15 protein-coding genes are annotated in these 26095 nt (G+C 44.2%); 7 read left to right on the top strand and 8 right to left on the bottom strand.

The features are described 5' to 3' along the window. Positions 1 to 143 precede the first annotated feature (143 nt). The 7 genes from Q6344_02655 to Q6344_02625 form a co-directional block, all read right to left on the bottom strand. On the bottom strand, positions 144 to 6281 hold the full coding sequence (locus Q6344_02655; protein ID WLG14269.1) for a DNA repair ATPase: 6138 nt from the start codon (positions 6279 to 6281) through the stop codon (positions 144 to 146). Positions 6282 to 6755: 474 nt separating this feature from the next. After that, a complete protein-coding gene (locus tag Q6344_02650; protein WLG14268.1) occupies positions 6756 to 8834 on the bottom strand; it encodes a hypothetical protein in 2079 nt (692 codons plus the stop codon). A gap of 217 nt (positions 8835 to 9051) precedes the next feature. Next, entirely contained in the window at positions 9052 to 9717 is a 666-nt protein-coding gene (locus Q6344_02645; protein WLG14267.1) for a hypothetical protein, read from the bottom strand. Positions 9718 to 9899: 182 nt separating this feature from the next. Next, the gene (locus Q6344_02640; GenBank protein WLG14266.1) at positions 9900 to 10904 is read right to left on the bottom strand and encodes a Xaa-Pro aminopeptidase; all 1005 of its coding nucleotides are present in this window, start codon (positions 10902 to 10904) and stop codon (positions 9900 to 9902) included. 254 nt (positions 10905 to 11158) lie between these two features. Continuing rightward, positions 11159 to 11647, bottom strand: coding sequence for an META domain-containing protein (locus Q6344_02635; protein WLG14265.1), 489 nt, complete (start codon positions 11645 to 11647; stop codon positions 11159 to 11161). Between the two features lie 312 nt (positions 11648 to 11959). Continuing rightward, positions 11960 to 13075: a lipase secretion chaperone gene (locus tag Q6344_02630; GenBank protein WLG14264.1), complete on the bottom strand. Its 1116-nt coding sequence runs from the start codon at positions 13073 to 13075 to the stop codon at positions 11960 to 11962. 75 nt (positions 13076 to 13150) lie between these two features. Continuing rightward, positions 13151 to 14227, bottom strand: a complete 1077-nt coding sequence (locus Q6344_02625; protein ID WLG14263.1) for a triacylglycerol lipase — start codon at positions 14225 to 14227, stop codon at positions 13151 to 13153. A gap of 295 nt (positions 14228 to 14522) precedes the next feature. Between Q6344_02625 and map the strand changes: the two genes are divergently transcribed. Together map and glnD are read left to right on the top strand one after the other, a co-directional pair. Beyond that, positions 14523 to 15317 carry a type I methionyl aminopeptidase gene (map, locus tag Q6344_02620; GenBank protein WLG14262.1) on the top strand — a complete coding sequence of 265 codons (795 nt, stop codon included), beginning with the start codon at positions 14523 to 14525 and terminating at the stop codon, positions 15315 to 15317. 214 nt (positions 15318 to 15531) lie between these two features. Then, on the top strand, positions 15532 to 18294 hold the full coding sequence (gene glnD, locus Q6344_02615) for a [protein-PII] uridylyltransferase (GenBank protein ID WLG14261.1): 2763 nt from the start codon (positions 15532 to 15534) through the stop codon (positions 18292 to 18294). 106 nt (positions 18295 to 18400) lie between these two features. On the opposite strand, the gene Q6344_02610 is transcribed toward glnD, so the two are convergent. Next, positions 18401 to 19072 carry a hypothetical protein gene (locus Q6344_02610; GenBank protein ID WLG14260.1) on the bottom strand — a complete coding sequence of 224 codons (672 nt, stop codon included), beginning with the start codon at positions 19070 to 19072 and terminating at the stop codon, positions 18401 to 18403. Between the two features lie 257 nt (positions 19073 to 19329). Here Q6344_02610 and dapC point away from each other — a divergent pair, with 257 nt between their 5' ends. The 5 genes from dapC (at position 19330) to Q6344_02585 (ending at position 26013) form a co-directional block, all read left to right on the top strand. Next, positions 19330 to 20586: a succinyldiaminopimelate transaminase gene (gene dapC / locus Q6344_02605; protein WLG14259.1), complete on the top strand. Its 1257-nt coding sequence runs from the start codon at positions 19330 to 19332 to the stop codon at positions 20584 to 20586. A 158-nt stretch (positions 20587 to 20744) separates the two neighbouring features. Beyond that, positions 20745 to 22685, top strand: a complete 1941-nt coding sequence (locus Q6344_02600; GenBank protein ID WLG14258.1) for a DUF294 nucleotidyltransferase-like domain-containing protein — start codon at positions 20745 to 20747, stop codon at positions 22683 to 22685. Positions 22686 to 22719: 34 nt separating this feature from the next. Beyond that, a complete protein-coding gene (locus Q6344_02595; GenBank protein ID WLG14257.1) occupies positions 22720 to 23325 on the top strand; it encodes a 3'-5' exonuclease in 606 nt (201 codons plus the stop codon). Positions 23326 to 23444: 119 nt separating this feature from the next. Continuing rightward, a complete protein-coding gene (gene dacB, locus Q6344_02590) occupies positions 23445 to 25454 on the top strand; it encodes a D-alanyl-D-alanine carboxypeptidase/D-alanyl-D-alanine-endopeptidase (protein WLG14256.1) in 2010 nt (669 codons plus the stop codon). Positions 25455 to 25497: 43 nt separating this feature from the next. After that, positions 25498 to 26013 (top strand): ABZJ_00895 family protein, encoded by a 516-nt coding sequence (locus Q6344_02585; protein WLG14255.1) that lies wholly within the window; start codon positions 25498 to 25500, stop codon positions 26011 to 26013. Positions 26014 to 26095 lie beyond the last annotated feature (82 nt).

Genomic DNA, 26095 nt, shown 5'->3' with positions numbered 1-26095 from the left:
AGCTGTTGCCGACTATATTACCACTGTCTCTTAATCATAAGCCCTATTTATAGTGCTATTCATAAGTGCTAATCATCAGCATTGCTCATAAGCGTTAATAATCAATCATTAGTTGTTAATCGTCAGCTATTAATCAGTAGTGATTAATCATAATCGTCAAAGATTTTATTGAGTCTATTTAGACTATTTACGATTAGCTTGCCAGATTGATCGGTACTGGTATCAATCGCTAGCTTCTCATCCATACGCATCGTTAATGGCTCTAGCGCTTGCTTGAGGGCAGTTGCCATCAATGCGGTCTGCTGATGAATATCAGAGATATCACTATCTGCTGCTTGATTATCATTATTGCTAACCACGCTATCCGCCATTTTTTGCGCCAGTTGTTCAACAGCGTTGACTAGCTGCACCATGAGCTGCTTTTGTGCATATTGGTTTTGCTTGAGATATTCTCCTTCTGCCTTCTCAGCGTTGTGATCATGCTTGTATATTTGCATCAGCTGATTCAGACTTTTTTCAAAGCCGTTATCGATGCTATCGCTGACGACTTTGGCATTATTAACGACGCTATCGGCAAGGATTTTCTGTGCTTCTAATTGGCTGTTTAGCTGGGCATCGAGTTGCGCTTGTTGTCCTGCTTCTCGTAATCGAGCGATTTGTTCAGGATCATTTTTCGTTAAGTATGTCTCAAACTGGCTACTGATGGCATTGAAGCCACTGGCCAAATCAACTAACTGAGCAACGATACGCGCGCCCGTATCACCGTCTTCTCCGCCCATGGCTTTGTTACGTAAGAAATCAGCTTTGATTTGCACCCAACGCTGCATTTCTGCTTCGGTCAACACACCTCGTATCTCGCCAAGCTTGAGCAGATTACTCTCTGCGCCTTGGGTCAATAGCTGCGACTCGCCCAGATAGTGGTCATCTATCAGCTGATTCAGCTCACTCTTATTCATGACCGCCGACAGCTTTTCGGTCATTTTATTCATATTACGATAACTGCCTTGCAGCTTAAATATCGGCTCAATGCGGTACTTATCATCTTGCGAGGCGGAGGCAATATAGGCTTGGTTGACGTCCAAAATGACTTCTTGCACCGTAAACATATGACGCAAGATGGCGACAATCTCATTAATCTCTGAGGTGCTATACGGATACGTCAGCTCGCTGCTTTGGGCTTGGGCAAGGTTTGCATTATCCGCTTTCGCCATTTTGATGAGACGATGAACATCCGCTAGGTCGCGGTTGGCCAGTGGCGCAAGAACGGTGTTAGAAGTCAGCGAGTTCTCGATATAACTGAGCGCAAACACTTCTTCCATGCCGCTCATGATATCGCCTAAGTTGTAGATATCGGCACGGTTGGCGAGCATGTCTGGCACTTTAAAGGCTTCGCCGCTCTCGGTATATGGGTTACCTGCCATGACCACGCAGAACTTTTTGCCACGCATGTCATAGGTTTTCGTTTTACCTTGCCAAACACCATCGATACGGCGCGTACCATCACCGAGTGAGATAAATTTCTGTAAAAATTCCGCATGCGTATGCTGAATATCATCGAGATAAAGCATGACATTATTGCCCATCTCAAAAGCTAAGTTGATTTTATTCAGCTCTTCTCGGGCGGTAGCATTGGGTGCTTTTTCGGGATCTAATGAGGTGACGTCATGACCGAGTGACGGACAGTTAATCTTCATAAAGATAAGGCCGAGACGATTTGCGACGTACTCCATCAAAGTCGTTTTACCATACCCTGGTGGCGATATCATCATGAGAATACCCATCAAATCGGTACGCTTATCTTCACCGACCGTACCCATCTGTTTAGCGAGGTTATCACCGATAAGCGGCAGGTAGCTCTCGTTAATCAGACGGTTACGTACAAATGAAGACAATGGACGCGGCATAAACTCGTCCAGTCGCAACGTCTCTTTTGAGTCATGCAATATCTCTGAGCGCATGGCCAGATAACGTCTATAGGCAGGGATAACTTGGGTATCATGATGATGCAGACGATTTAAGAAATCATCAACGGCAAAGGTTAAGATCTGCTGATGAATACGTGCATGCTCACCTAGCAAGTTATTAATCTGTATTTCAAGCGATACCTTACCCGTGCTACGCTCAAAGCTTTGTACTTGGTTGAGCGGGTTGTTAATACTGGTCAATGAAGGCGTTGACGAGGTAATTGAGGAAAATGACAAAGCCGATGGTGTGGCATTTGCGCCTTGATTGTCCATTTTTTTACTACCCAATCCTTTATCAAAGCTAGCACCTGAATCAATCAATCGTTGCACCAAGGCTTCACGCTGAGCATCATTTAACTGGGTAAGCAAGACAGCAATGGCTTCAGGCACATAATGACGGCCACTTTCTAGCTGTTGTTTGCGTAGCGCGTTTTGTGTTTCAATCTCGGCAAGCTGCTCTTCACTGAGTGCCTCGCCTGCCTCATCCGTGCCATCAGCCGACTCAGTACCACCATAAGTCTTATCAAGTAGTGCATGGAACCATGTGGCTAGTAACTCATAGGCTGATTTGGGTTGAAAGCCAAGTTTGCCTATTGAAGACTGTAGTTGGTTAAAACTGGCCGTATTTTGCGTGCTGCCTGAAGCACTATTCAACGTTTGGCTTAGCTGCTCACACAACTGCTGTGCTTGTTGGCTGGTTTGCCAGTTTATTGTGTTATATGCGCCAGTGTTCGATTCAGCTGACTGTCCTATGACGCTCACCAAATATTCACTAGCAAGCTGAACGTAGCTTGATTTAAAAATATTGGCATTATGAACATCACTGGTATTTGAATCTGATTCTAAACCTGACTTAGATGTGGACTGCTTGCCAGCGCCACTATTAATGCCAATACTGTCATCATTATGAGCCATAACAAAGTGAAGCATTACTTGGCTCATGTCTTCAACCAGCAAAGATTTGGCCGTATCGCTGCCCAATGCACGGCGCAGTTGCTCGGCGGTAGCGGCTCTATCTATCCAGTTATTTGCGCGCGTCAGCACGGATTCATTTAACCAAGCGTCATAACCAAATTGGCGCAAGCTGTTTAAGCCCAGTGCTTGTACGATATTTAGCTGCCAATAGAATAATTGCGCCAACGCTCGTACTTGCGGGGTATAAATCAGTAGCCCTGCCTCACGCAACGTCGGCAATATTTGCATCAATAACAGCGTGGCATCATGGTCATGAATACCCTTGTCATACCCAAGCTGATAACGAGGGGTGGCGTAAGCTTTGACCAGTTTGGACAACGGGCTGTCATTATCAATATCGCCATTAACATCTAGGGTAATGATAGTCGCATCGTATGCTTGATATAGTCGCGTTTCGGTCAGTCCATCTTGGCTGTTCTTAGCACTTTCAATAATGCTATAGGCCAAGTACTCGGCGCGGTACACCTTGTCAGACTCGGAGGCAATATTCATGTCCCAGTACGGGCGCAAGGCGTTTAGCTCAGTATTATTAAGCACTTCATAATAATCTGTACCCGTTAAATGTAGATTCAGCACGCGCTTGCCATCTGACTGTTGACGGCTCAATAAGGTCAAATCCAATGGCTGAGTATTGACTGAAAAGCGGTGCTTACCCAGTTTGATGATTTGACCACCATCTTCAAACAAGTCCGACTTATCTTTTAGACTCTTATAGCTTTCGATTTGAATGGCTTTTAGGCGGGCATCGATGTCATCGGCTTTGACGCTAAAGCCCATCGCTTGCAGCTCTTTTGCGATGTTACGGACTTTTTGCACCAGACCATCAGCCGCAAAATACGTATTTAGCGCTTCCTCTTCTGTAAAGCCTGTGACGCCAGTGCTTTGCGTGCGTTTTTTAATACTCTCAAGCATCCGCAGCGCGCCATCACCTAAGTTTTGCGCTTTACGGTTGCGAGCATCGAGCAATTGCTGCTTATGGTTTTCAAAGGTCTCGTAAATCTCTTCACGCTTGCTGATGATGTCGGCTAAAAACTGATCGCCGCTGTTGGTCTCTGGATCAGCGAACTGACTCTCCAACTCTTCTAGCTGCACCAACAGCTTAGCCATTTGCTCATCTGATTTCTCAGGGGTATTGGCAATAGATAACGCATTGGCAATCGATTGCCCAAATAGCTTAAACTGCGCACCAAATTGTGCAACGGCCTCCGCTGAGCCTAGATTTTTGCGCTTATGATTGAGTTTGGCTTTGCTCTGATTTAGGCTCGCATAGATAGTCGATATATCATCGATAATTTGCGTACGCACTGTGGCATCGGCCACATCTAATGTGCCTAGTAACTCGGTTAATAAATCTAACCCTTGCGCTGTTTCATCGATTTTTTCCAGTACTGGTTTTAGCTCGGCATTGGTTTCAGCGGTATTTAAACGCTCACTGACATCGACCAATATGCCTTCGTAACTTGATAGTGCCTCTTCACCACTCAAAAACAGCACGGTCTTTTCAGCCAGCTCGCTTTCGGCTTCTTCTAACTGTGTCTGCAATGCTTGTAGCTTATCAGCATTTAAATAACGCAACTCTTCCAAACTGACCAAGCGACCTTTTTGGCGTCTTAACGCTGACAACTGATCGACATAATCACTGGCAGACTCAAAGCTAGTGACGCGTATCTGCCGTAAAATCTCACTTTGCTGCGTATCAGCATCGGCTAGCGCAGTTTGGGTTTGCTTTTGGATACTTTGTACTTTGGCGAACTCATCAATCACCAGCTCAGCCGTGGCCGTCACTTCTTTAATACTACTGGCGACTTCACTCAGCTCAGGCTCAGATAACCAATAATAGCTGTCGAAGAGTCGGCTGGTATTATTGGTAAGCTCTTCATAGAGCTTCTGCGACACGCTTTGATTGTCAATGAGGCGGGTAATGCTATAAAGATCTGAGATACCACGCACTAGCTCTTTATTACCGATTTTGCCATAAAAACTCGTGCTCTCTGGCAGCTCGCTCACATACTCGTGTGAGGCATAAGGCGTATGCCATATCTGCATCGGATGAATACGAGACGGCTCGCTTTGGTCACTAAACAGCACCAAGCGGCCATTCTCAGCCAAGGCCGTACCGTTGCAATAAATAGGGTTCGCCAATTGCTTTTTAATCAAGTTATAAGGAAACAGCCCCGTAACGCCCAAGTCTCTGTCGTAAAATAAGAATAGAACATCTTCACCATTCGGCGATACAATTTTACGCTTAAACCGTAAGTCAGTAGCGCCAACGTTATTGGCCTCAAACAGCTTATACTCACCCGTCTGTAGATAATAACCACCCGGAAACATGATACCGTGGTCTTCTGGTAGCTGGACACATGATTGACCAATCGCATCCAATCGCAGCACCGCTTCGGTTAAAGTGTTATATACGAAATAACGGTAGTCCTCTTCACGATAGGGCAATATCTTAAGCAATATTAGACTACCGACTTTGGCATACGCAATCTCAGCATCCGTTAGCGACTGGGTGCGGTCATTGACCGGTTCACTATAAATACCCTGACCTGACTGCGTATTATCCTCAATCTTGATGGTCAAATCGCCACCGACCGTTTCCACAAATATCGTATCTAAGATATTCATATGCGGATACTTACCATTCACCATTTGATCGCGGGTGGTATCAATCCAGTCAAAATCATAAGCAGGCGGCAGTTCAATGTCACGCTCGCCTCGATTGTCCACATAAGCGACTTGCGCCGACTCTGGTGTGCCTTGGCTAAAATCTAACGCAAAACGGAACACTCGAATATCGGTGATGCGCTCGCCAATCTGAAACGCCAATAGCAATTTGCTGTCTTTAACCGTTATTTGAATCAGGCGCGTTTGCTTGTAATATCGATACAGCTCATTGAAGTCTTGGACAAAGGCGTCTTGAGCCAAAAAAGTGCCTTTTAGGTCAACCTCTTCGAGCTGATACTCTTCTTCATTACCAACTGGCTCGTTCAGACGGTATAGCGACAATACATCCTTAATATTGCTCGCGCGTTTAAGCCCCATAAAAACGTTATAGCCAAACAGCAGATAATCACCGACCTGCACCATGTCTTGTGCCACACAGTTGTACTCAGTACGAATACGGGTACGGGCGATGACTTGCATTTGGGTGCTGCCGAACTCTTCGAGACGCGCATTATTTAGCATCTGCGTTTGCGTCTCTAAACGACCGCCTTGTTCCGTCAGACGTTTTTTGATGAGCTCATAAGCATTGCCTGAAGCAACTGCCTGATCGGTTTGGTTGGCTTGATTAGCGTTATCGTTGCTTTCTGAATTTGTTGAGTTTTGCGTGTCCGCCATCGTTACTCGTCCGTTTCTGTTTTTACTTAATAAGAGAATTTTGGGCAATAGAGAAAATAAGGAAATATTAAGGCATTTGATAAAGAGGCACTTGGCTAATCTAAAAAAACGAGTGGTCACTGCTATTTTTTTAGATTAGCCAACTCATCATGATTCGTCGTTCTGAATCACCCTGAGTTAGCCAAAAAAATCTGCCGCCTACACGACAGATTATTTATTTTAGAAAATATTACTCATTCATACTGTTAGATAAAAACTTACTCACTAATATTTGCTCATTAAGGCTAGGGCGTGTCCTCATTTTAAAAATGGTGATAAAAATGAGATAAATTGCAGTCAAACAAGGAAAATAGCGCAGATAATATCGAGATATTAGTCAGCTATTTGACGCTGTTTGGCAAGATTTAGCCATTTTTAACCTATTTAGATAACTATCGATTGAATTGAGGACTCGCCCTAGACATTTAGACCTTACTAATAAGTCGTTTTATCATCATTTTTCTGGTTTGATTTCATGGCTTGACTGGCCATAACACCATTGATGATACCGCTCAATGTGTCCGACTTACCCGCTAGGCCATCAATGGCTTTACCGATAGACAGTGATTTGGCAAAGTTGTCAAAGAAATGCGCTTCGCCGCCAACAATATCGATTTTGGCTTTCTGTAACGCAACAGCCAATACTTCAGCATTTTCTTTCGCAATTTCTTTACCAGCGTCAATCGAGGCAAGCGCTTCTTGCAAGGCCGTCTCAAGACTCATACGGAACTCTTCGTGCTCACGTGCCTCTTTGCTCATGCTACCCATGGCATTGAATTTCTCGACCAGACCATCTGCTTCGGCTTGGAAATGTGCACGAGTAACTTCGGCTTTTGCCAATCCAACTTCACGTTCTGCTTTGGCATTTGACTCACCGCGAGCCGCGATGACTTGAGCATCTGCCATGCCTTTTTCACGCTCAGCTCTGGCGGTAGATTCACCGCGAGCGGCGATGATTTCTGCATCAACCATACCGATATCACGTTCAGCTTTTGCCTTAGACTCGCCACGAGCCGCGATAACCTCAGCATCTGCCATGCCTTTTTCACGATCTGATTGTGCTTCAGCTTGTCCGGTCGCTTTAATAACATTGGCTTTTGCAATGCCTTCTTTTTCCAAAGAAGCGGCTTTGACTTCTTGGATAGCTGCTTCAGCGAAGCCATGTGCCGACTCTTCTGCCTTGATACCTTCGGCCATTTTAATTTTGGCTTCTGCATCTTTGGCAGATGCTTCAAGATTAGCAGCGGCAAGCGTGGTGATTTCGACAGCTTTGTGCTTGGCTGACAGCTCTTCTGCTTCGGCTTTTTTCACCTGACGTACTTTGATTTCTTCCGCATCGGCTTCTGCTGCTAGGACGCGCGTTTGCTTAGAACGCTGAGCTTCGCTAATTTCGCGGACTTCTTTGATACGCTCTTCTTCTTGCGCAACGGTTTTGTCCACTGCGATACGCTCACGAATGACGTTGGCGATTTCTTTTTTCTCAAGCTCAATCGCACGTTCAGCTTCGATACGTTGCAGATCAACTTCACGCTCACGAGAGACAATCTCTAAATCACGGGCACGTGTTACTTTTTCTTCTTCGATGACGACCGCACGCAGACGATTTTGCCCTGCCACTTCGATTTCACGCTGCTGATTCTCACGTTGAATGGCCAAATCCTGCTCAACCGAGATAACAGCCGTTTCAGACTTTTTACGCTCTTCTTCTTCAATCTTACGAGTTTCAGCAGTCTCGCGTGCAATCACTGACGAGATTTCACGTTGCTGTTTGGCTTCGGCATCAGCTTGCTGACGCTCTAGCTCTAGCATTGCCTCTCTGGTTTCGACATTCTTTTTCTTAACAGCCAGTTCTTCATCACGCTCAAGCTCGTTGGTGATAACGTTCTGAAAAGCCGTTAACTGAGTAATCTTTTTGATACCTTCAGCATCTAAGATATTACTTGAGTCTAATGAAGATTTTGGCGTTTGTTCTAAGTAATCAATCGCCACATCTTCTAAGACATAGCCGTTCAGATCGTTACCGATTTCTTGAACGATGCTGTCACGAAACTCGCTGCGATTTTCAAACAATTTGACGAAATCAATCTGCTTACCAACTGTTTTTAAGGCTTCTGAGAACTTGGCATTAAATAGCTCGTTGACAGCGACTTTATCTGATGCACGCTCAACCCCAACCGATTTGGCGACTTTTAGCACATCTTCTTCGGTTTCATTGACGCGTAAATAAAATGCCACGGTGATATCAGCACGCATGTTGTCTGCGCAAATCAAACCTTCTTTACCGCGTCTGTCCACTTCTAACGTGATGAGCGATATGCGCATCAATTCTTTTTTGTTGATGACTGGCCAAACAAAACCACCATCAAAACGTACGGCAATTTTACTCACACCGTTAATAATGAGTGCTTTGCCCTGCTCGACCTTAAAGTAAAAGGCCTTGAGCATCAATAGTGCGACCATCATAAAAACAAACGCCAGCACTACAACCACGCCGACGATAATGAGTGTGTCCATATCCATTCCTTTAATTAAAACATTCCATAATCCATTCAATATAAATCAGATACGCTATCAAGCCTGCTAATTCTACGATTTACAGCACCTTTTATAACATGTGCGCTTTATAGCACTGTCACGCACCATTCTGATATCTGAACTACATTGAACCGACTATAACCAAATTTAAAACGATTCGTACTATTTCTAAAAATGCATAATTTTATTCATACTTTTACAATATTTTTTTATCTTCGACGACAGCAACTCGGTAGGTATTGGCTTCGTCTAAATACTCTATCAACATCACTCTATCGCCTTGTTTTAGCAAACCATCATTGGTGTCTGAACGAATTTTGAGTATCAATCCTGCACCGCCATCATTTAGCTCTGCTTCGCCATGTTTATCTGTGACACTAAGGGTACGCACAACAGCGATCTTACCCACATTATTAGACGAATTACGTTTGGGAATTTTAGCGATATTTTTGCGAATCGGCGAAATAATAATACCTGTCAACCACATAGAGACGACCAATACGAAAATGAGCGCCCCTGTACCGAATAAATAATACAGAACGCCAGAATCGAAATATTGGTGTAAAAAGCTGGTATATAAATAGCTAAGCAACCAACCGATCAAGCTAATTAAGCTTAGTATGATGATTAAAGGGACACCGTAAAGACCAAATTTGAGCATGAGACCGGTAAAAAAACCAGTCGATGATAAGGTAGAGACATCAGCATCACCGCCTGACTCACCAAGGTCTACGCTATCCATATCTGCCATGCCGAGTAAAGACACAATCCAATATAAAGTGACGAACATCACAAGCCCTGTAAAAATAATCGTGGGATATAAACTGATTTTAGTGATAAAGACTAAAAAAGCTTCTTGCATTGCGCGTATTCTCCTTTTGCTCACCCAATCTATTAGCTCAATGACTTGGTTATGCAAATTGGTATTATGTGGATGATGCTCACTCGAATTAATGCTGCCAAGTTTACATTTTTTAAATCAACTTATGTTGCTTTATCAAGGATTATATATACATTCCATTACATAATACATAGATTTTGCCTTTAACGTCCCCATATTGGAGAGCGCACGACTCCGCCCACCTTACTGCCAATGGCATAACTTGTATTACCAGATAATGAGTGAATGACCAAGCTGCCGCCATTTTGACCGCCCACTTGTGAAAGCTTTGTCGGATAGACAGCATACTGTGCAGATGGTGACAGACGTGCTGGTTCATCAAGTCCCGTCTCTGCTAGATTGGTGATTTGCCCAGTACTCAGCGTCATCACCGCAGCCTTACGACCATTGAGATATGCCATACGCTGACCGTCCAAGCTCAGTTGCGGACTGGCGACATAGCCACTTGTTGGCACAGGCGTGGCACTAGCAGTCTCGAAGTTATAGCGATAGATACGTGGGCGTCCAGCGCGGACTTTATCACTGGTATAGACAAAGCTTTTGCCATCAGAGGCATAACTTGGCTGTACTTCCGTGCTCGGTAACGTAGTCAACTGTTTGGTATTACCGTCACTCAGACGTATCTCATAGATATCAGAATTGCCGCCGACAGTTGAGCTATATAGGAGTTTTTGCCCATCAGGTGAGAACGACGCTGACATATTGCTGCCTTCAGCATTTACCACAAGGTTGCGGATGTTGCTTTTGCGATCATAGATATAAATCTTAGGATGCTGGCGCGGCGCTTGTTTACTATATGCCAGCAGTTGCCCATCAGCTGACCAGGCTGGCGCATAAATATAACCATTAAGCTGATCGATTAACTGACGATCACTACCATCAGGACGAATGCTATAAAGCGTCGATATCTTTGCAGCTCCGATTCCTTGCTCCTCGACATAGGCAATGCGCCCTTGCCGATCTATCGCTGACATTCGTGCCGTTAGTGGATTGCTCGCACTCATATTATTAGCAGGTGCTTGCATCGTTTTAGACATCGTACTAGGCAAGGTCTGACACCCCGTCAACAGAATAAAAGTCGTTAGTGCGGTGATATTACTTATCGTTCTTATATTGACGGATGATTTTGATACAAGCATTTTTGACATAAAATAACGTCCAATAAAGTATTGATTATTGCGTACTGAGAATCTTGACAATCAAGGCTAAAAGATTGAGTGCATTAAAATATCCTAGCCTAAAGACTTTACTTAATAGCAAATGACAGTGTAGCGTAAACCATGCCAAATTTTGGACAAAAAAATACCCCACTAGATAGTGAGGCATTTTTAAAACTACATCTGACTTTTATAAAAAAAAGCTTTTAGCAAATACTATTTAAAAACCATCTATAATGATTGAATTATTTAGAAACGGCTTTGAAATGGGCAACTTGATTACTATTGGTAATGGTCAAGATAGGCGTGTTATTGGCATTTTTACTGATGCTATATTTACCTTGCACGGTCGCTAAAGTCGCAGTATCAAAACTTGCTTGTGGCTCAGGGCATGCCATCATAGTAGATAAAACGTTGCCTAATACGACATTGCCATTCACAACCTTGTAGTCAGCGCCCATGTTATTACAGGTGTTCATAAAGGTCACACGGTCACTGCCACTATCTTTGAAGAACTTTAGCGTCAATGGCTTCGCTGGATCAAAGAACAACTGGCTAACTTTGTCGCCATTGCTGCGTTTGGCGTCAACGAGCTGCCAATCATATGCTTGTAGCGTATTAGAAGTAATTGGTTGAGTCACTGGCGCTGTTACGCTAGGGGTGGTTTGGCAACCAGCAGCCAATGTACCTACCGCAAGTGTCGCTGCCATCATCATTTTAGTCATGTTTTTCATATAAACTCCTCTAGTGGTTTTTTTAGAATAAAAAATAGCTCTTATCCTAAACATTCGTTTTTATTATGATTAATTTACTGCTTTATTCATTACTCTCAATAATGCGGTCATTATGCACAACTGCAGCTTAACTGTCATTATAGATTGAGTGTATGATTACCCTGTTATTTGTTGCGCTCTATAGTCTTTTTGCTAACCTCTATTGTTAGACAGTACATTAACTGCTAACACTTTTTATATAACTTCTCGAATACACCCTAAAAACCGACAATTTCTCGTTAAAATTATCGTTTTACTTATTTATGTTAGGCATTACTCTAGATTGGCGCTGTTCTGTTGTTGCAAAGCAGCATAGCCTACCAAACGTTTGCGTTCAGCCTCACTAAATAGCTGCTGTTCGATTTGATTGATTTGGGTTTGTGCTTGCGTTTTATCTGCACTTTGACTTAATAAGCGCTGTTTTTGAGCTTGATATTGGTCGAAACGTTGAGCAAAGTTAGCATCTTCTGCATCGACTTGCGCGAGGCGTGCGGCGGCTGGAGCACCTACCAGATCACGACGCATGTTATACAATTCCTGAGCCGTTGCCCCTTTTGCTTGCATCTGTTTTGTGCGATTCATCAGCTCGTTCAGGTTGGCTTGCTGGGTGATACCGGCTTTGAGCGCATTATCTGGCATACGGCTAATGTAGTTCTGCCGCGCTGCCTCTTTTTGTACATCGTTTAGCTGCTGGTTTTGGTTAATTCTGACCATCTCCATACTATAATCATCATACTCCTCTTCTGCACCAAAGAAGGCGGTAATGGTTTCTTTAGTAAAATACTGCTGACGCAACTTGGCTACATCTTGCTTTTGCTGAGCGACGACATTTAGATCCAGCTCACCGCTTTTTGCCGCTTGTAATTGCAGATTACCGTAACGTTGTTCTATTTCAGGAATGGCTTTAAGATAGGTAATATATTGGTCAAATATAGCGACCGCTTGACTAGCGGCAGGCTCTGGCGTGTGGTGACGAATATAGCTTTCGACACGGGCATAAATAACCGCTTCATCTTCTTCACCCAGCGCCGACAAAAAATAATCGAATAAACGCCGTAGACCTTCAGTGACGACTAACTGCTTATTTTCATCAATGATGATTTCGCCGTCAATTTGCGTGCCTTGTAATGAGCGCGGCAAACGCTCCAATCCAGTAACAAATGATGACTGGTTTTGGTTTGCAGTAGTTGTTTGCAGTAGTTGGCCATTATCTAGCGCATTTGATAGAGTAGCATCAGCCTCACTAGCGAGAGCATTGGATACTGGTTGCGCTGTAGCCATACATGTATTATCAGGTTTGAACCACATAATCACCGCCGCCGTTATGGCTATGCTAACCACGGCGATTATAACTATTGGTAGATAGGCTGGGCGGCGATTATTCGACATAGATGAGGGTTCTTTTTATAAGTCAGCTTAAAGGCTTATGTTTTTGAAAGCGTATGTTATTAAAAGCTTACATTATTAAAAGTTAGCGTTTTTAAGACGATTGACCTGAGTACGGTAGATGGATTTTGGTTCAGAATCGCCCCATGCCGTTAGACCCAATACTTGATCGGCTGAATCCAAATGGTTCATTCTATAATTATCCCGAATCACATAACCAAGACGACTTGAGCAAGCAGACACCAACCCATCATTAGACTCGCCTGCAAACGGCACGCTCGTTGCTGCTAATAAATAATCACTAGGATCCAGTGCGCTCGTTATTTGCCCAACCCCGCTGAACGAATAGTATTTGATACCATTGACGGCAGTACTGGTCGGCTGACCACAATAATTTTTTGGCATTGCCGCGGGAAATTTGGCATTGAACTTAGCAGCACCATCGGTTGATAGAGCCACGAGCGCTTGCCAGCCATCTTGCTCTTGTATCTCTTTAAAACTGATACCTGAGCCAACGTCTGTAAAGCCACCAATCAAATTGAACACGCCTGATACTAGCTGTGTTGTGACATTGGATGGATTACCTGTGGTGTTGTTTGGCTCAAGGGTGTTTTTGACAAAATCTGCCGTTTTTGACCCTTGTTCTGGGCTTGAGACTGCCGTGACTGATGCGACATATTTTGGCGCGACGCCAGCGACATAGCGGATATCTATACCGCCTTGACTGTGTCCAAATAAATTGACTTTAGGCTCACCTGAAATGGCAGTGATGGTTTTGACTTGTTGCAGCAGTTGCTCTCCGCGAATCTCACTGTTATTGACGGCTGACGTTTTGGTGGTATATACCTCTGAGCCGCCTTTCATCAACTCTTGAGGAATGCCATTGAAGTAGTCGATAATCCCAAACAAATTAGTGAAGCCGCCAAGACCATGTGCCATAACAATTGGATATTTTGTATCAGTATGATTTGACGTCCAGTATTTGTTGCTGACCAGCTTGCATCCGGTTGAATTGGCACAATTATAGTATTGACCAGCAGCTTGGGCCGAGGTGGTTTGTAAAGCCATTAAAAGTACACCGGCACCGATAACACCAAGTGAGGGGAGAAATGCGCTGGGCGTGAAAGCCGAAGCTAGAGAAGATTTTAGCGTCATAATAACGTCCTTGTTATCATTAATTTTGATTATCTTTACCTCATAATATCGGCAAAGATTGCTGCTAATTCCTTTAGCATGCAAAATTACATTACTTATATCTTCTGTAACATTCAACTAAATTGTCAAAATATGAATATATTATCGTGACTAGAGGGTCACAACTGCCCCTACTTCGCTGTAAAGCAATTATTATCAATAATAATGATAGGTTCACTATCACTTAACGTAAAACAGCGGCGTCTTCATTTATGTTATAATTCAAGCCATTAATTCCATAACTATAAGTAATATAATGATGACTAAAAAATCCCTTATCCAGTCCCCAGAAGCCATAGAAAAAATGCGCGTGGCCGGTAAACTTGCCAGTGATGTCCTTGTCATGCTCGATGAGCACGTTCGAGTTGGCATCAGTACCGAGGCACTTAACCAAATCGCCCATGACTATATCGTTAATGTGCAACAGGCTATTCCTGCACCGCTTAACTACAATGGCTTCCCAAAATCAATTTGCACCTCGATTAACCATGTGGTTTGTCATGGTATTCCAGCCGAAAACAAGCTACTCAAAGATGGCGATATCATCAATATCGATGTGACCGTGATAAAAGATGGCTACTATGGCGATACCTCAAAAATGTGGATCGTTGGTAACGGCTCTATCATGGCACAGCGTATCTGCAAAGTGGCACAAGACGCCCTATATGCTGGTATGAGTGTCGTCAAAAACGGTGCGCGTCTAGGTGATGTCGGTGCTGCTATCCAAGCAGTGGTCGAGCCTGAACGTTTCAGTATCGTTCGCGAGTTCTGTGGTCACGGCATTAGTAATGAGTTTCACCATGAGCCACAAGTCATGCACTATGGCAAAAAAGGCACAGGCTTTGAGCTAAAAACAGGCATGACCTTTACCATCGAGCCGATGATTAACCAAGGTACATGGCAAACCAAGATTTTGCCTGATGAATGGACGGCAATTACTAAAGACCGTAAGCTGTCAGCACAGTGGGAGCATACGATGGTCGTGACCGATAACGGCTGTGAGGTGTTTACCACTCGCCCTGAAGAAGATTTGAGTTTTTTGACCCAGTAATATCAAAAAGATCGCCTAGGCGGTCTTTTTTTTGGCCAATAATTAGGTCATATTGATTATTGCGCTCACCCACTTTTTATCTTTATACTCTGATGACTTAATAACTTATATTGGTAACTTATATTTGTGGCTTTTGTCAGCTACCAGCACACTGTTGATTCTACGCTTTTCAGCTGAAACGTTTTATTTTAAAACTCTTAACGGGATAACACTCATGTTTACTTGTGATGTCGCTTCTATCGATCTGACACCTTTACCTCTATTATCAAAGGATATAGCGACAAACGCGTCACTGCTAGCGGACACTCCTGTCACTGAAAAGTCGCTACTGGGTATTCCTCACTGGTTGACTCAAATTAATCAGGATATGAACCGTGCACTTGAGCGCGGTGTCAATATTCGTCAATTGGTCGCGGCACGCTCTGGTGCGATTGACGAATTGCTGATTGCCTTGTTCAACTGGTTTGAGCTGGATAAGACAGATTTGGCTTTATTTGCCACAGGCGGTTATGGTCGTGGCGAGCTGTCGCTTTATTCAGACATCGACATTTTATTGCTCTCCCCTGATGAGATTGGCGCTGATGCCAGTGGGAAAATAGATCGGTTGGTGGCGCTATTGTGGGACATAGGATTAGAGCCTGCTCTCTCGGTACGTAGTGTCAATGATGCTTTAGAGGCGTCGCTCGATCATACCATTGCCAGTGCCCAGCTAGAAGCTCGGCTATTAATTGGTAATGAGGCTTTACAGGATGTACCCGTTCAAATTGTCAATAAACAGTGGTCGCCGCGTGAGTTTTTTGAAGTAAAAATCGCAGAAGCTAAAGCGCGATACTTACAGCACAATGCCACCGAGTACAACCTTGAACCCAATATAAAAACCGCCCCTGGTGGTCTACGCGACATTCATATCATCGGCTGGGTAACCAAACGCTATTTTCGAGTGGGTAAGCTGTATGATTTAGTACAACAAAACTTTTTGACTGAAAAAGAGTTCGATGAGCTGAACTTTGCAGAAGGTTATTTATGGCAAATACGTCATTATCTGCATGTGTTGACTGGTCGCAATGAAAACAAGCTGCTGTTTGATTATCAGCGTGAAATTGCCCAGTTGATGGGTTATGAGACGCAGCCAGACGATCAGCCAAATGCCGCCGTAGAGCGTTTTATGCGCGACTATTACCGCTGTGCCATGCAGATATCGACGCTGTCTGAGATGCTGACCAATCACTACTACGAGACGATTATAGAGCCGCAGTTACCTGATGATGAGCGTCCAAAAAAGCAGCCAATCAATGCCCGCTTTAACCAAGTTGGTGACCAAATCGCCATGGCGCATCATCGGGTTTTTGCCCAGCATCCTGACTCTATCCTAGAGATGTTTTTACTGATGGGTCAATACGGTATCAAAAACGTGCGTACTCATACGTTGCGTGCGCTAAAAATCGCCGCGCGTGGCATCGATCAAATCTACCGTGATAATCCCGCTCACCAAGCGCTCTTCTTAGCCAATTTAAAAGAGCAGAATTATCTGTTTCATCGCCTGCGTGCCATGAATCGCTATGGCGTCTTAGGCAGCTACATCCCTGCGTTCGCCCAAGTGACCGGTCTGATGCAATATGATTTATTTCACCGTTACACGGTTGATGCGCATACCTTATTTTTGATTCGGATTTTACATCGCTTTACCGACCCACGGTTTTATGAAGATTTTCCACTGGTCAGCTCTATCTTTCAACGTATCGAGCGTAAGGAAATCTTGGTACTGGCCGCCATGTTCCATGATATTGCCAAAGGTCGCGGTGGCAACCATAGTGAGCTGGGTCAAACCGAGTCGACTGAATTTTGTTTGGCGCATGGTATGAGTCTGGCAGATGCCAACTTGGTCGGTTGGCTCACTCGCTATCATTTATTGATGTCAATGACTGCTCAGAAAAAAGACATCTCAGATCCAGAAGTGGTCACTATTTTTGCCAATTTAGTCGGTAATGTCACCCACCTCAATCATTTATATGTGCTCACTGTTGCGGATATGAATGCGACCAATCCACAGTTGTGGAACAGCTGGCGTGCCACATTAATGAAACAGTTATACTCACAAACTCGGCGCATTTTGCGCGCTGATATCGATGCACCTACTAACCGCCAAGATATGATCAGTGCGACACGAACCCAAGCCTTAACGATGCTCGATAGTGTCAACAATCAACACATGAATCGTGATGAAGTCTTGAGGCTATGGGATGATTTGGGTGATGAATATTTCTTGAGAGAAATTCCTGAAGACATCTTATGGCATACCGAAGCCATTTTGAACCATCCGCCGATTGGTCTTGCTTCTAATGCAGATAGCCCGCCATTGGTGGTATTACGTGAGCATCGTGAGTTGGCCCTTGATGCGGTACAGGTCTTTGTTTATACCCAAGATCAGACGAACCTGTTTGCAGTCACCATGGCTGTATTTGATCAAATGAACTTGGATGTTTTAGACGCCCGTATCATTACTGCTACCCGCGATTTTGCTTTGGACTCCTATGTACTGCTTGATCCCAGTGGCACATTATTGGTCGATGAGGACAGTCAACAAGAGCTCAAACAACGCCTAATCAATGCCTTTAAAGACCCGACACTACTGAAACTTACCAATAAGCGCATACCGCGTCAGCTTAGACATTTTGAAGTGACCACGGTGATTAATTTTGAGTTTAATGAGGCTTCTGATCAGCATATTATGAGCTTAGAAACCCTTGATCAGCCGGGACTATTGGCAAGAGTAGGACAGGTATTTTTGCAGGAGAAAATTGAGGTGCATGCGGCGCGTATCACCACTTTGGGCGAACGTGCAGAAGATATGTTTTATATCAGCGATCAAAATGATGAACCGCTATCTGCTGCTAGACTTGACGCACTACGATCCGCCTTGATGGCCAGTCTCAGTATGCAAAGAGAGCAGCCTGCTGCTTACAGCAAATGTGATTGAACAAATGGGCTTACAAGATAAGTCTAAGATAAATACTCAGCGTGTATCATCCATTCATTGATGGCATGCTTTGTATTTTTTAACCCGTTAATACCAAAAGCACCTTTTATAAGGTGCTTTTATATATCATTTCGCTAGCGTGCTCATTGAGCTCATCATCCGCAAGATCTGGTGGCAGAATCTCTGCTTCAATCTGTTTTTGCGTCAGTATTAAGCGCCCAGCGTTGACCTCTTTTTGCAGCAAACAATGTAAACTTGCTAAATGAAAATCTCTGCCAAAACACACATAGATTTGTCTTAGAGAAATAGGCGATTTGGCATGCACATCGGGATAAAGGCTGTCCTCTGCTAAGATAATCATCTCATTCAGTGCCTCTTCACGCATCAACTCATCTTTATCGATTTTACGTTGTAAGCTGTCTGCCATTCGACTTTTGGACGCGAGCATGGCCACAAAAATCACTGTCTGTAAAACAAATAAGGCAATATATTGCCATAAGGGCAGTAAAATACCGAGCTGATTGCTAAGCAACATCAGCACCATCGCAATGATCACATAACTGACCAGTTGCCACAGTAACCACATCATCAAGCTGTTTTCACCGTACCAAAACATTTTCCGTTCTTTATGGCTAATTAATTGCTGGCGAGCTTGCCACCAGCTTTGCTCCCGCTGTTTTAATAATTCGTACAATTTGGTTCGCTGTTGCGCATCATCAAAATTTTCATCTTGAATGTCTGTCGCGTTAAGATCATTAGTTTTTGAGATACTAGGCATATCAAATTATCCTCACCATAATCTATCATTAGGGCTGACAGCAGTTTTTTGTATTGTTATAAGTTATCAATTGATAAGCTTTTTTTAGGATTTTTAAATCTGTGACGGCTTCATTAGTTATTATAATTTATGGTTAAATAGCTAAGCAGCTTGAGCATGAGAAGTAAAAGACAAAAAATAAGAGAAGTGCTACACTGCTTAAATGTAATTTTTCTTTATCACTTTATTATTAATTGTCTATTATAGTTACCCTACTTATGAATCACAACTTAACGTACCTGCATCCTTACCCTTTTGCAAAGATGGCAACATTGCTTGCTAACAGTGTGCCAGCCCATGACTACAGTGAAATCAAGCTCGGTATTGGTGAACCAAAACATGAGCCACCAGCGTTCGTGCTGGACGTACTACGTGAAAATTTGGACAAAATAAGTCGTTATCCAACGACTAATGGCATGTTTGAGCTGCGCCAAACCATCGCGCATTGGCTAGAAAAACGCTTCTTTTTGAACCATGTCGATGCCAATACGCAAGTATTACCAGTAGTGGGCACACGCGAGGCTATTTTTAGTCTGGTACAAGCAGTCGTGGATCATAACGTAAGCGATACAGAGAGTAGTCCGCTGTCTGTCTCTGACCCATTATCTGCCGTTTCTCCTATGACTGCTCCTACAATAGTCATGCCCAACCCTTTTTACCAAATATATGAGGGTGCAGCGATACTGGCGCAAGCCGAGCCTTATTTTGTGCCTTGCACACTGGACGATGACTTTAAAGGTAACTATCGCGCCGTACCAAAAGATGTTTGGGCGCGCACGCAGTTGCTGTTTGTTTGTAGTCCTAACAATCCGACGGGCTCGGTCATGACGATGGAGGATTGGGAATATCTCATTCGTCTGTCAGATCAGTACGATTTTATTATTGCCAGTGACGAGTGCTATAGCGAGCTGTATTTTGATACGGCACCGATTGGACTATTGCAAGCCTGCGCTGCCCTCGGTCGTCATGATTTCAAAAACTGTATTGTCTTTCACTCTTTATCTAAGCGTTCAAATCTGCCTGGTTTGCGCTCAGGGTTTGTGGCAGGTGATGCCAATATTTTGCAAGCTTATCTGCAATATCGTACCTATCAAGGCTGTGCGATGCCGATACCACATCAGCTCGCCTCGATCGCTGCATGGCAAGATGAAAAGCATGTGGCACACAATCGCGCTCTGTATCAAGAAAAGTTTGCCTTGTGGATGTCTGAGCTTGGTGAACTACTAGAGTTAAGAATGCCTGAGGCTGGATTTTACTTTTGGATAAAAGTCCCTGAGCCGTTCGATGGGGATGATGAGCGGTTTGTCAAAGCACTGTACGAGCAGGCCAATATTCACGCACTAGCAGGGCGCTATCTGTCACGTGATATTGATGGCAAAAACCCTGGGCAAGGCTATGTGCGCATTGCGCTCGTTGCTAGTGTTGATGAGAGCCGCGAAGCGATAAACCGTATTCGAAAATTACTAGGCGCATAAGCAGTCGCTTTATACGTAAAATTTTCAAAAAAAACAGCAACCTCTAATAGCCACAATATTACTGTGGTTATTAGAGGTTTTTTGCTTTAATAATGCTATAGTAAAGTGTCTTTTATCATCGATTATCTTTTACCAAATATGCCATCAAGGATGATGCCATGCCCCATCTTGATTTTACCCAGCCGCCCTTTGACGTATTGAGTCTGGCTGAACGTCAAAGCATCAGAAAAAATACCCAAATCCGCTACCTTGCCAAAAATGAGAATCTAACTGCCGAAGAGTTGCAATATCTGTATGTGGTCATTAAAGGGCAGATTGAGCAATTGCTTGATGGTGAGTTTGTTGCCTCTTACTTGGGTAGTAATCACTCCGACCATCTCAATAATAACGACTGGTTCGACAGCCGTCGTCTGCCTGAATCATTGACTGAAAATAGCCTTAATACTAAAGCCCTGCAGACCTATCAGTTTCGAGCCGCTGAGGATACCTTGTTGCTCCAAGTCGCTGGTAGCGCAGTCGATAAAATCAGCGCCCAAAATCATCTAGTGCGCCAAATGCTGTCAGACAAATTGCCCGAACGGCTAAAGGCATTACAGCAGCGCCGCAATAATAAATCCATAGTCTCTGCTAGCTACAATGACCAACAAGAAGTGCAGCAAATCATGTTGCAGCCCGTCATTGACGTCAATCTATTGCCAGTCCATATCGTCAACGCCAATAACAGCTTGTACGAAGCCGCGTCTATCATGACGAAAGCGGGGCTAAAACATGTACTGGTGCAACCCTTAAACCACCTAAAAAACGAGGGCGAGGTGCAATATGGTACTGGTCATCTATTGGGTATTTTGACCGATACCGATATTTGCCGCGCCGTGAGTGACCAGCAAGATCCAGCCACTACCCCCTGCCAGCGCTATGCTAATTTCAACTTGCGTACCATCAAAGCCGGTGATGAGATTGGCGATGCATTATTGACCATGACCCGCTATCGTATCCATCGGCTACCAGTGATTGATCAAAATGGAGATGTCGTCGGTATATTGGGACAAAGCGATATGCTTGCGCATATTGGTCATCATTCACAGCTCATTAGTATCCAAATCGAGCAAGCAAAAGACTTATCGAGCTTAGATACTGCCGTCGAGCTTATCGGTCGTTACATTCGCGCCCAACATCAAAACGGTGTCAAAATCGGTAATATCAGCCGCATGGTACAGACCTTGAATGCACAGGTATTTACTAAGCTCTGGCAACTTATCGTGCCTGATGAGGTCATGACAAATACCTGCCTGATCGTGATGGGCTCCGAGGGGCGCGGTGAGCAAATCATGCGTACTGACCAAGACAATGCGCTCATCTTACGTGACGGCTATACTCACCCTGATCTGCCAGAATTTGCGGATACTTTTAATCAGCATTTAGCAGACCTCGGTTATCCACTGTGCGATGGTAATATCATGATGACCAACCCTATGTGGCGACAGCCGCTAAAACAGTTTAATGCCCAGATTGGTTTATGGTTTAGAAATACGGATCCCATGCATGGTATTTATTTGTCCGCCATACTCGATGGCGAATATGTCTGCGGAGATGAGTCATTATTGACTCAGGTGCGTCAACATTTAAAGGTTGCCCACAGGCAGTCAGACCCTATGTTTGTACGCCAGTTCGCGCGTGCCGCGTTACAGTTCGGTGATGTCAATCAGTGGTGGCAAAAGTTCGTGCCTCTGCTTGGTGGTAAATCCGGGTCAGAAGACATTGATCTAAAGAAAGCCGGTATCTTTCCACTGGTTCATGGCATTCGTACCTTGGCATTAGAAAACGATATCTTAGAGCTGCCCAGTAGTAAAAATCGTCTTAAAGCTTTGGTACAAGCGCGCGCCTTGACCCAAGAGCGCGCAGATACTTTACTAGAAGCCTTGGAGTTTTTTATGGCACAGCGCCTATCAGTCGCTCTATCAACCGATGATAAACATGCGCGGCAAGTAAACCCAATGACCTTGACCGCGCTTGAGCGCGACTTATTAAAAGAGTGTTTGGCCGTTGTTAAAAGCTTTAAAAATCAGCTACGTCAGCATTATCAATTAGAACTCGCATAAGTACAACAATCGCATAAATGGATGAGCGACAACTATGAGTTGGCTAACACAGTTATCCTGCGCTTGGCAAAAAACGCAGCTACAGCGCCCAGAATTGGCATCGATGTTTACCAAACCTGTGGCTAAGCAGTGGGTAGCGATTGACTGTGAAATGACGGGACTCAATCCAAAAAATCACCATTTATTGTCTGTCGCCGCGATTCATATCAATGACAATACAATCGACACTGGCAATGGTATGCATATCGTATGCAGACCACCTGTGATGCCAGACCGTGACACCATTGTGATTCACGGTCTACGTACTGCCGACGTTGAGCATGGTATGAGCTACGATGAGATGCTGGCGCTGTTGTTGCCATTTATAGGTAATCGCCCAATTGTGGGGTTTTGTACGAGTTTAGACACAGCGTTTTTAAACCCTCTGGTCAAACGCTATATGGGCACAGCACTGCCCAACGAAGTCATCGATTTGCGCCATTTATATAGTCGGCGCATGAGTGGTCAAACCCAAGGGCTATCTAGCCAAGCGCAGCATCTGACCAATATTTTAGCGCATTATAATATACCCGATCTAGGCGCTCACGATGCTTACAACGATGCCATCATGACCGCCATGGCATTTTTACATGTGCGCTAGCGTGTGTGCGTATTTTAAAAATTCAGATAAAAACAGGTTTTCATCTACACCTGCCATCTACGCGAAAACGGCAACTCATGTTACCATAGGCTGTTTTTGCCACCTGATGAAAGATGCTCATGCGACCCACCTCTAAACTCCGTCATTCCTCTGCTTTTACTGCCAAATTATTTCCTTTCTGTCGTTATCTGCGACCGTCGAAGCCGCCTGCTAAATACGTACCTATCATGGCGTTATTAGCAACGGCGACACTATTGCCAATCCATGCACAAGCAGCACTACCAAAAGCCATCGAAGCAGCATTATCACGAGCCGATTTAACAGAGGCTGATATTAGTATTATCGTCACACCAGTCGGTGATAAAAATGCCAGTCACCTGCCCGCTCCCATTCAGGTTATTGATAGCAGCACACACCGCTCATCTAAACCCACTGCTCTTCAGCCAAAACCGACTGCCAATATAAATGCTGATATAAAAAGTAATTCTCAAAAAGCCACGCAAAATAATAATGACAAAACCAGTAATAACCATTTGCGCCAACAAAGTACGCTGATTACTATTGAGCAGCGTACCATTGAAAAGCATGAGAAAAAACTGCATGCTTACACCGATGATCCTTACACTTATCAAAGCTTAGAGAGCATCCCCACGATATTGGGTGACAAGGCAAAAACAGCTGTCATTAACAACAATGCTAATAACGATAAAACTGATGACATCAGTACTGATAACGCCTCCATAAAAATTTCATTTTCGCCGTTGCTGAACCATCAATCTGATGTCGCTCGCACGCCTGCCAGCACCATGAAACTCGTTCCCAGCTTTATTGCTTTAGACACCCTAGGCGCTGATTTTGTTTGGCATACCCGTGTCTATCATACAGGCCTTGTCATCGGTGACCGTCTGCATGGCGATTTGATTATTCAAGGCAGCGGCGATCCAAAAATGACCCACGAGCGTTTAAAACAGCTCCTTTATAAAGTACAGTCGTCCGGTATCCGTCATATCGACGGTGATATTATTGTTGACAGCGGCGTCTTTAAAAATGTTAGTAAAGACCCTGCCGCCTTTGACAATTCGCCACTGCGTCCTTATAACGCCAGTCCCGATGGTTTTTTGGTGAATTTTAGTACCATCGGTATCAAAAGCTATCCGTTAAACGATGACCAAGCAAATCTGACTTATACACCAAAATTAGCAAATTATGCTTTGCCCAGCATCATAAATACGCGTTCAGCAGCCTGTGGACAAGCGCGTTATAGTCTCGCACCCGAGTGGCAAACAAAACAATTGGTGTTAAATACTCAGTTGCCAAACAGCTGCCAAGAGCATGCTTTTTATGTGGCTTATCCTGATGCCAAAGATTTTGCAGCACGCGTTATTGCCGAAAAATGGCAAGAGCTAGGCAATACGCTGAGTGGTCATGTCATCACTCAAGAAGCGCCCTACACTAAAATGAAAAGCACCAAATCAACGCATGGTCTGGCAGCACTTCCTATATCACCGCTGCCTATTGTCAGCTACCCATCATTGAATTTGACGCAGCAGATTTACGATATCAATCACTTTTCAAACAATGTGATGACTGAGCAAGTGGCGTTATCGATTGGTGTTTATGACAAAGTTGATAATAAAACACTCGATAAAGCTATTAATGGTTCACATAGCTTGTATCAATTTGGCACGCCGACTGCGACGAGCTATCCTGTCGCATTACAAACTATTAATCAATGGTGGCAGACCAATCTAAGCACACCGCCGCCCCATTTGACCAATGGTTCAGGACTCTGCCGCGACTGTACCATCACAGCTGCCAACCTAAGCGAGCTATTAACTTATGCTTATAGCCATCCAAGTTTTAACGCTTACGTCAACTCGTTAGGTATCGCTGGCGTTAGTGGCACCATTACCGCTCATAGTGAACGCCTACCAGAATCAGCAGCCATTGGTCGGGCGTGGATAAAAACAGGTACCTTAAACAACGTCACCTCGATGGCAGGCTATGTCAAAGGATTATCAGGACAGGATTATGTCGTGGTTGGACTCATCAATAGTGAGCAAGCACATAACGCTTATACAGCAAGACCCGTGCTAGATGCGATGCTTGATTGGACGGCGCAGCATTAAGTGTTTTCCACATCCTATTTTCCACCTTTATAAAGGTTCACTTATGTCACGCAAGACAACCAATCTCAATAAATCCAAGACTCATTCAGGTGGCGAGCCGCTACCGAAGAATCATGAGTCAGCGCAGCCTAAATTGGCTCAATATGTAGGCTATTTCGCGATTGGCTATACGCTTGCCAGCGCAATATTTATGATGATTCAAACCAAGCTTGCTGTGAATTCGCAACTGGTAACGGTATTGTCTATCATTATCGGGGCTTATATCGCGGTTCGTAAATTTGTCAAACATCAGCAGCGCGCATTGAATAGCGGTGAAATCAATCGCTTAATGTTTGGCGGCGTCGCGGTGGTCTGGCTACTGACTGTCATCTACTTCTTAGCCATATGGTTTTGGTTGTTTGATGCGGTAAATCGCGAAGTCCTACTAGAGATGGCCGTCCAGCAACCATTGCCATTGGTCTCATCGCTGGTGATGATATTGGTGCTGACACTGGTCAGTGCTCGCATCAGTCTTTGGGCGATCAATCGCCTGCTTGACCCTAAACGCAAAACTATGTGAGCGAGGAAGTCTCAGCCAAACCTCTACAAGGTGCTACAAATTTTTCTCCCTATTAATACATAAAATCCGTTAGGCTAACTTT

The organism is Psychrobacter cibarius (assembly GCA_030686115.1).
Classification (GTDB): Bacteria; Pseudomonadota; Gammaproteobacteria; order Pseudomonadales; family Moraxellaceae; genus Psychrobacter; species Psychrobacter cibarius_C.
This window is presented reverse-complemented; position numbering and strand designations above follow the sequence as displayed.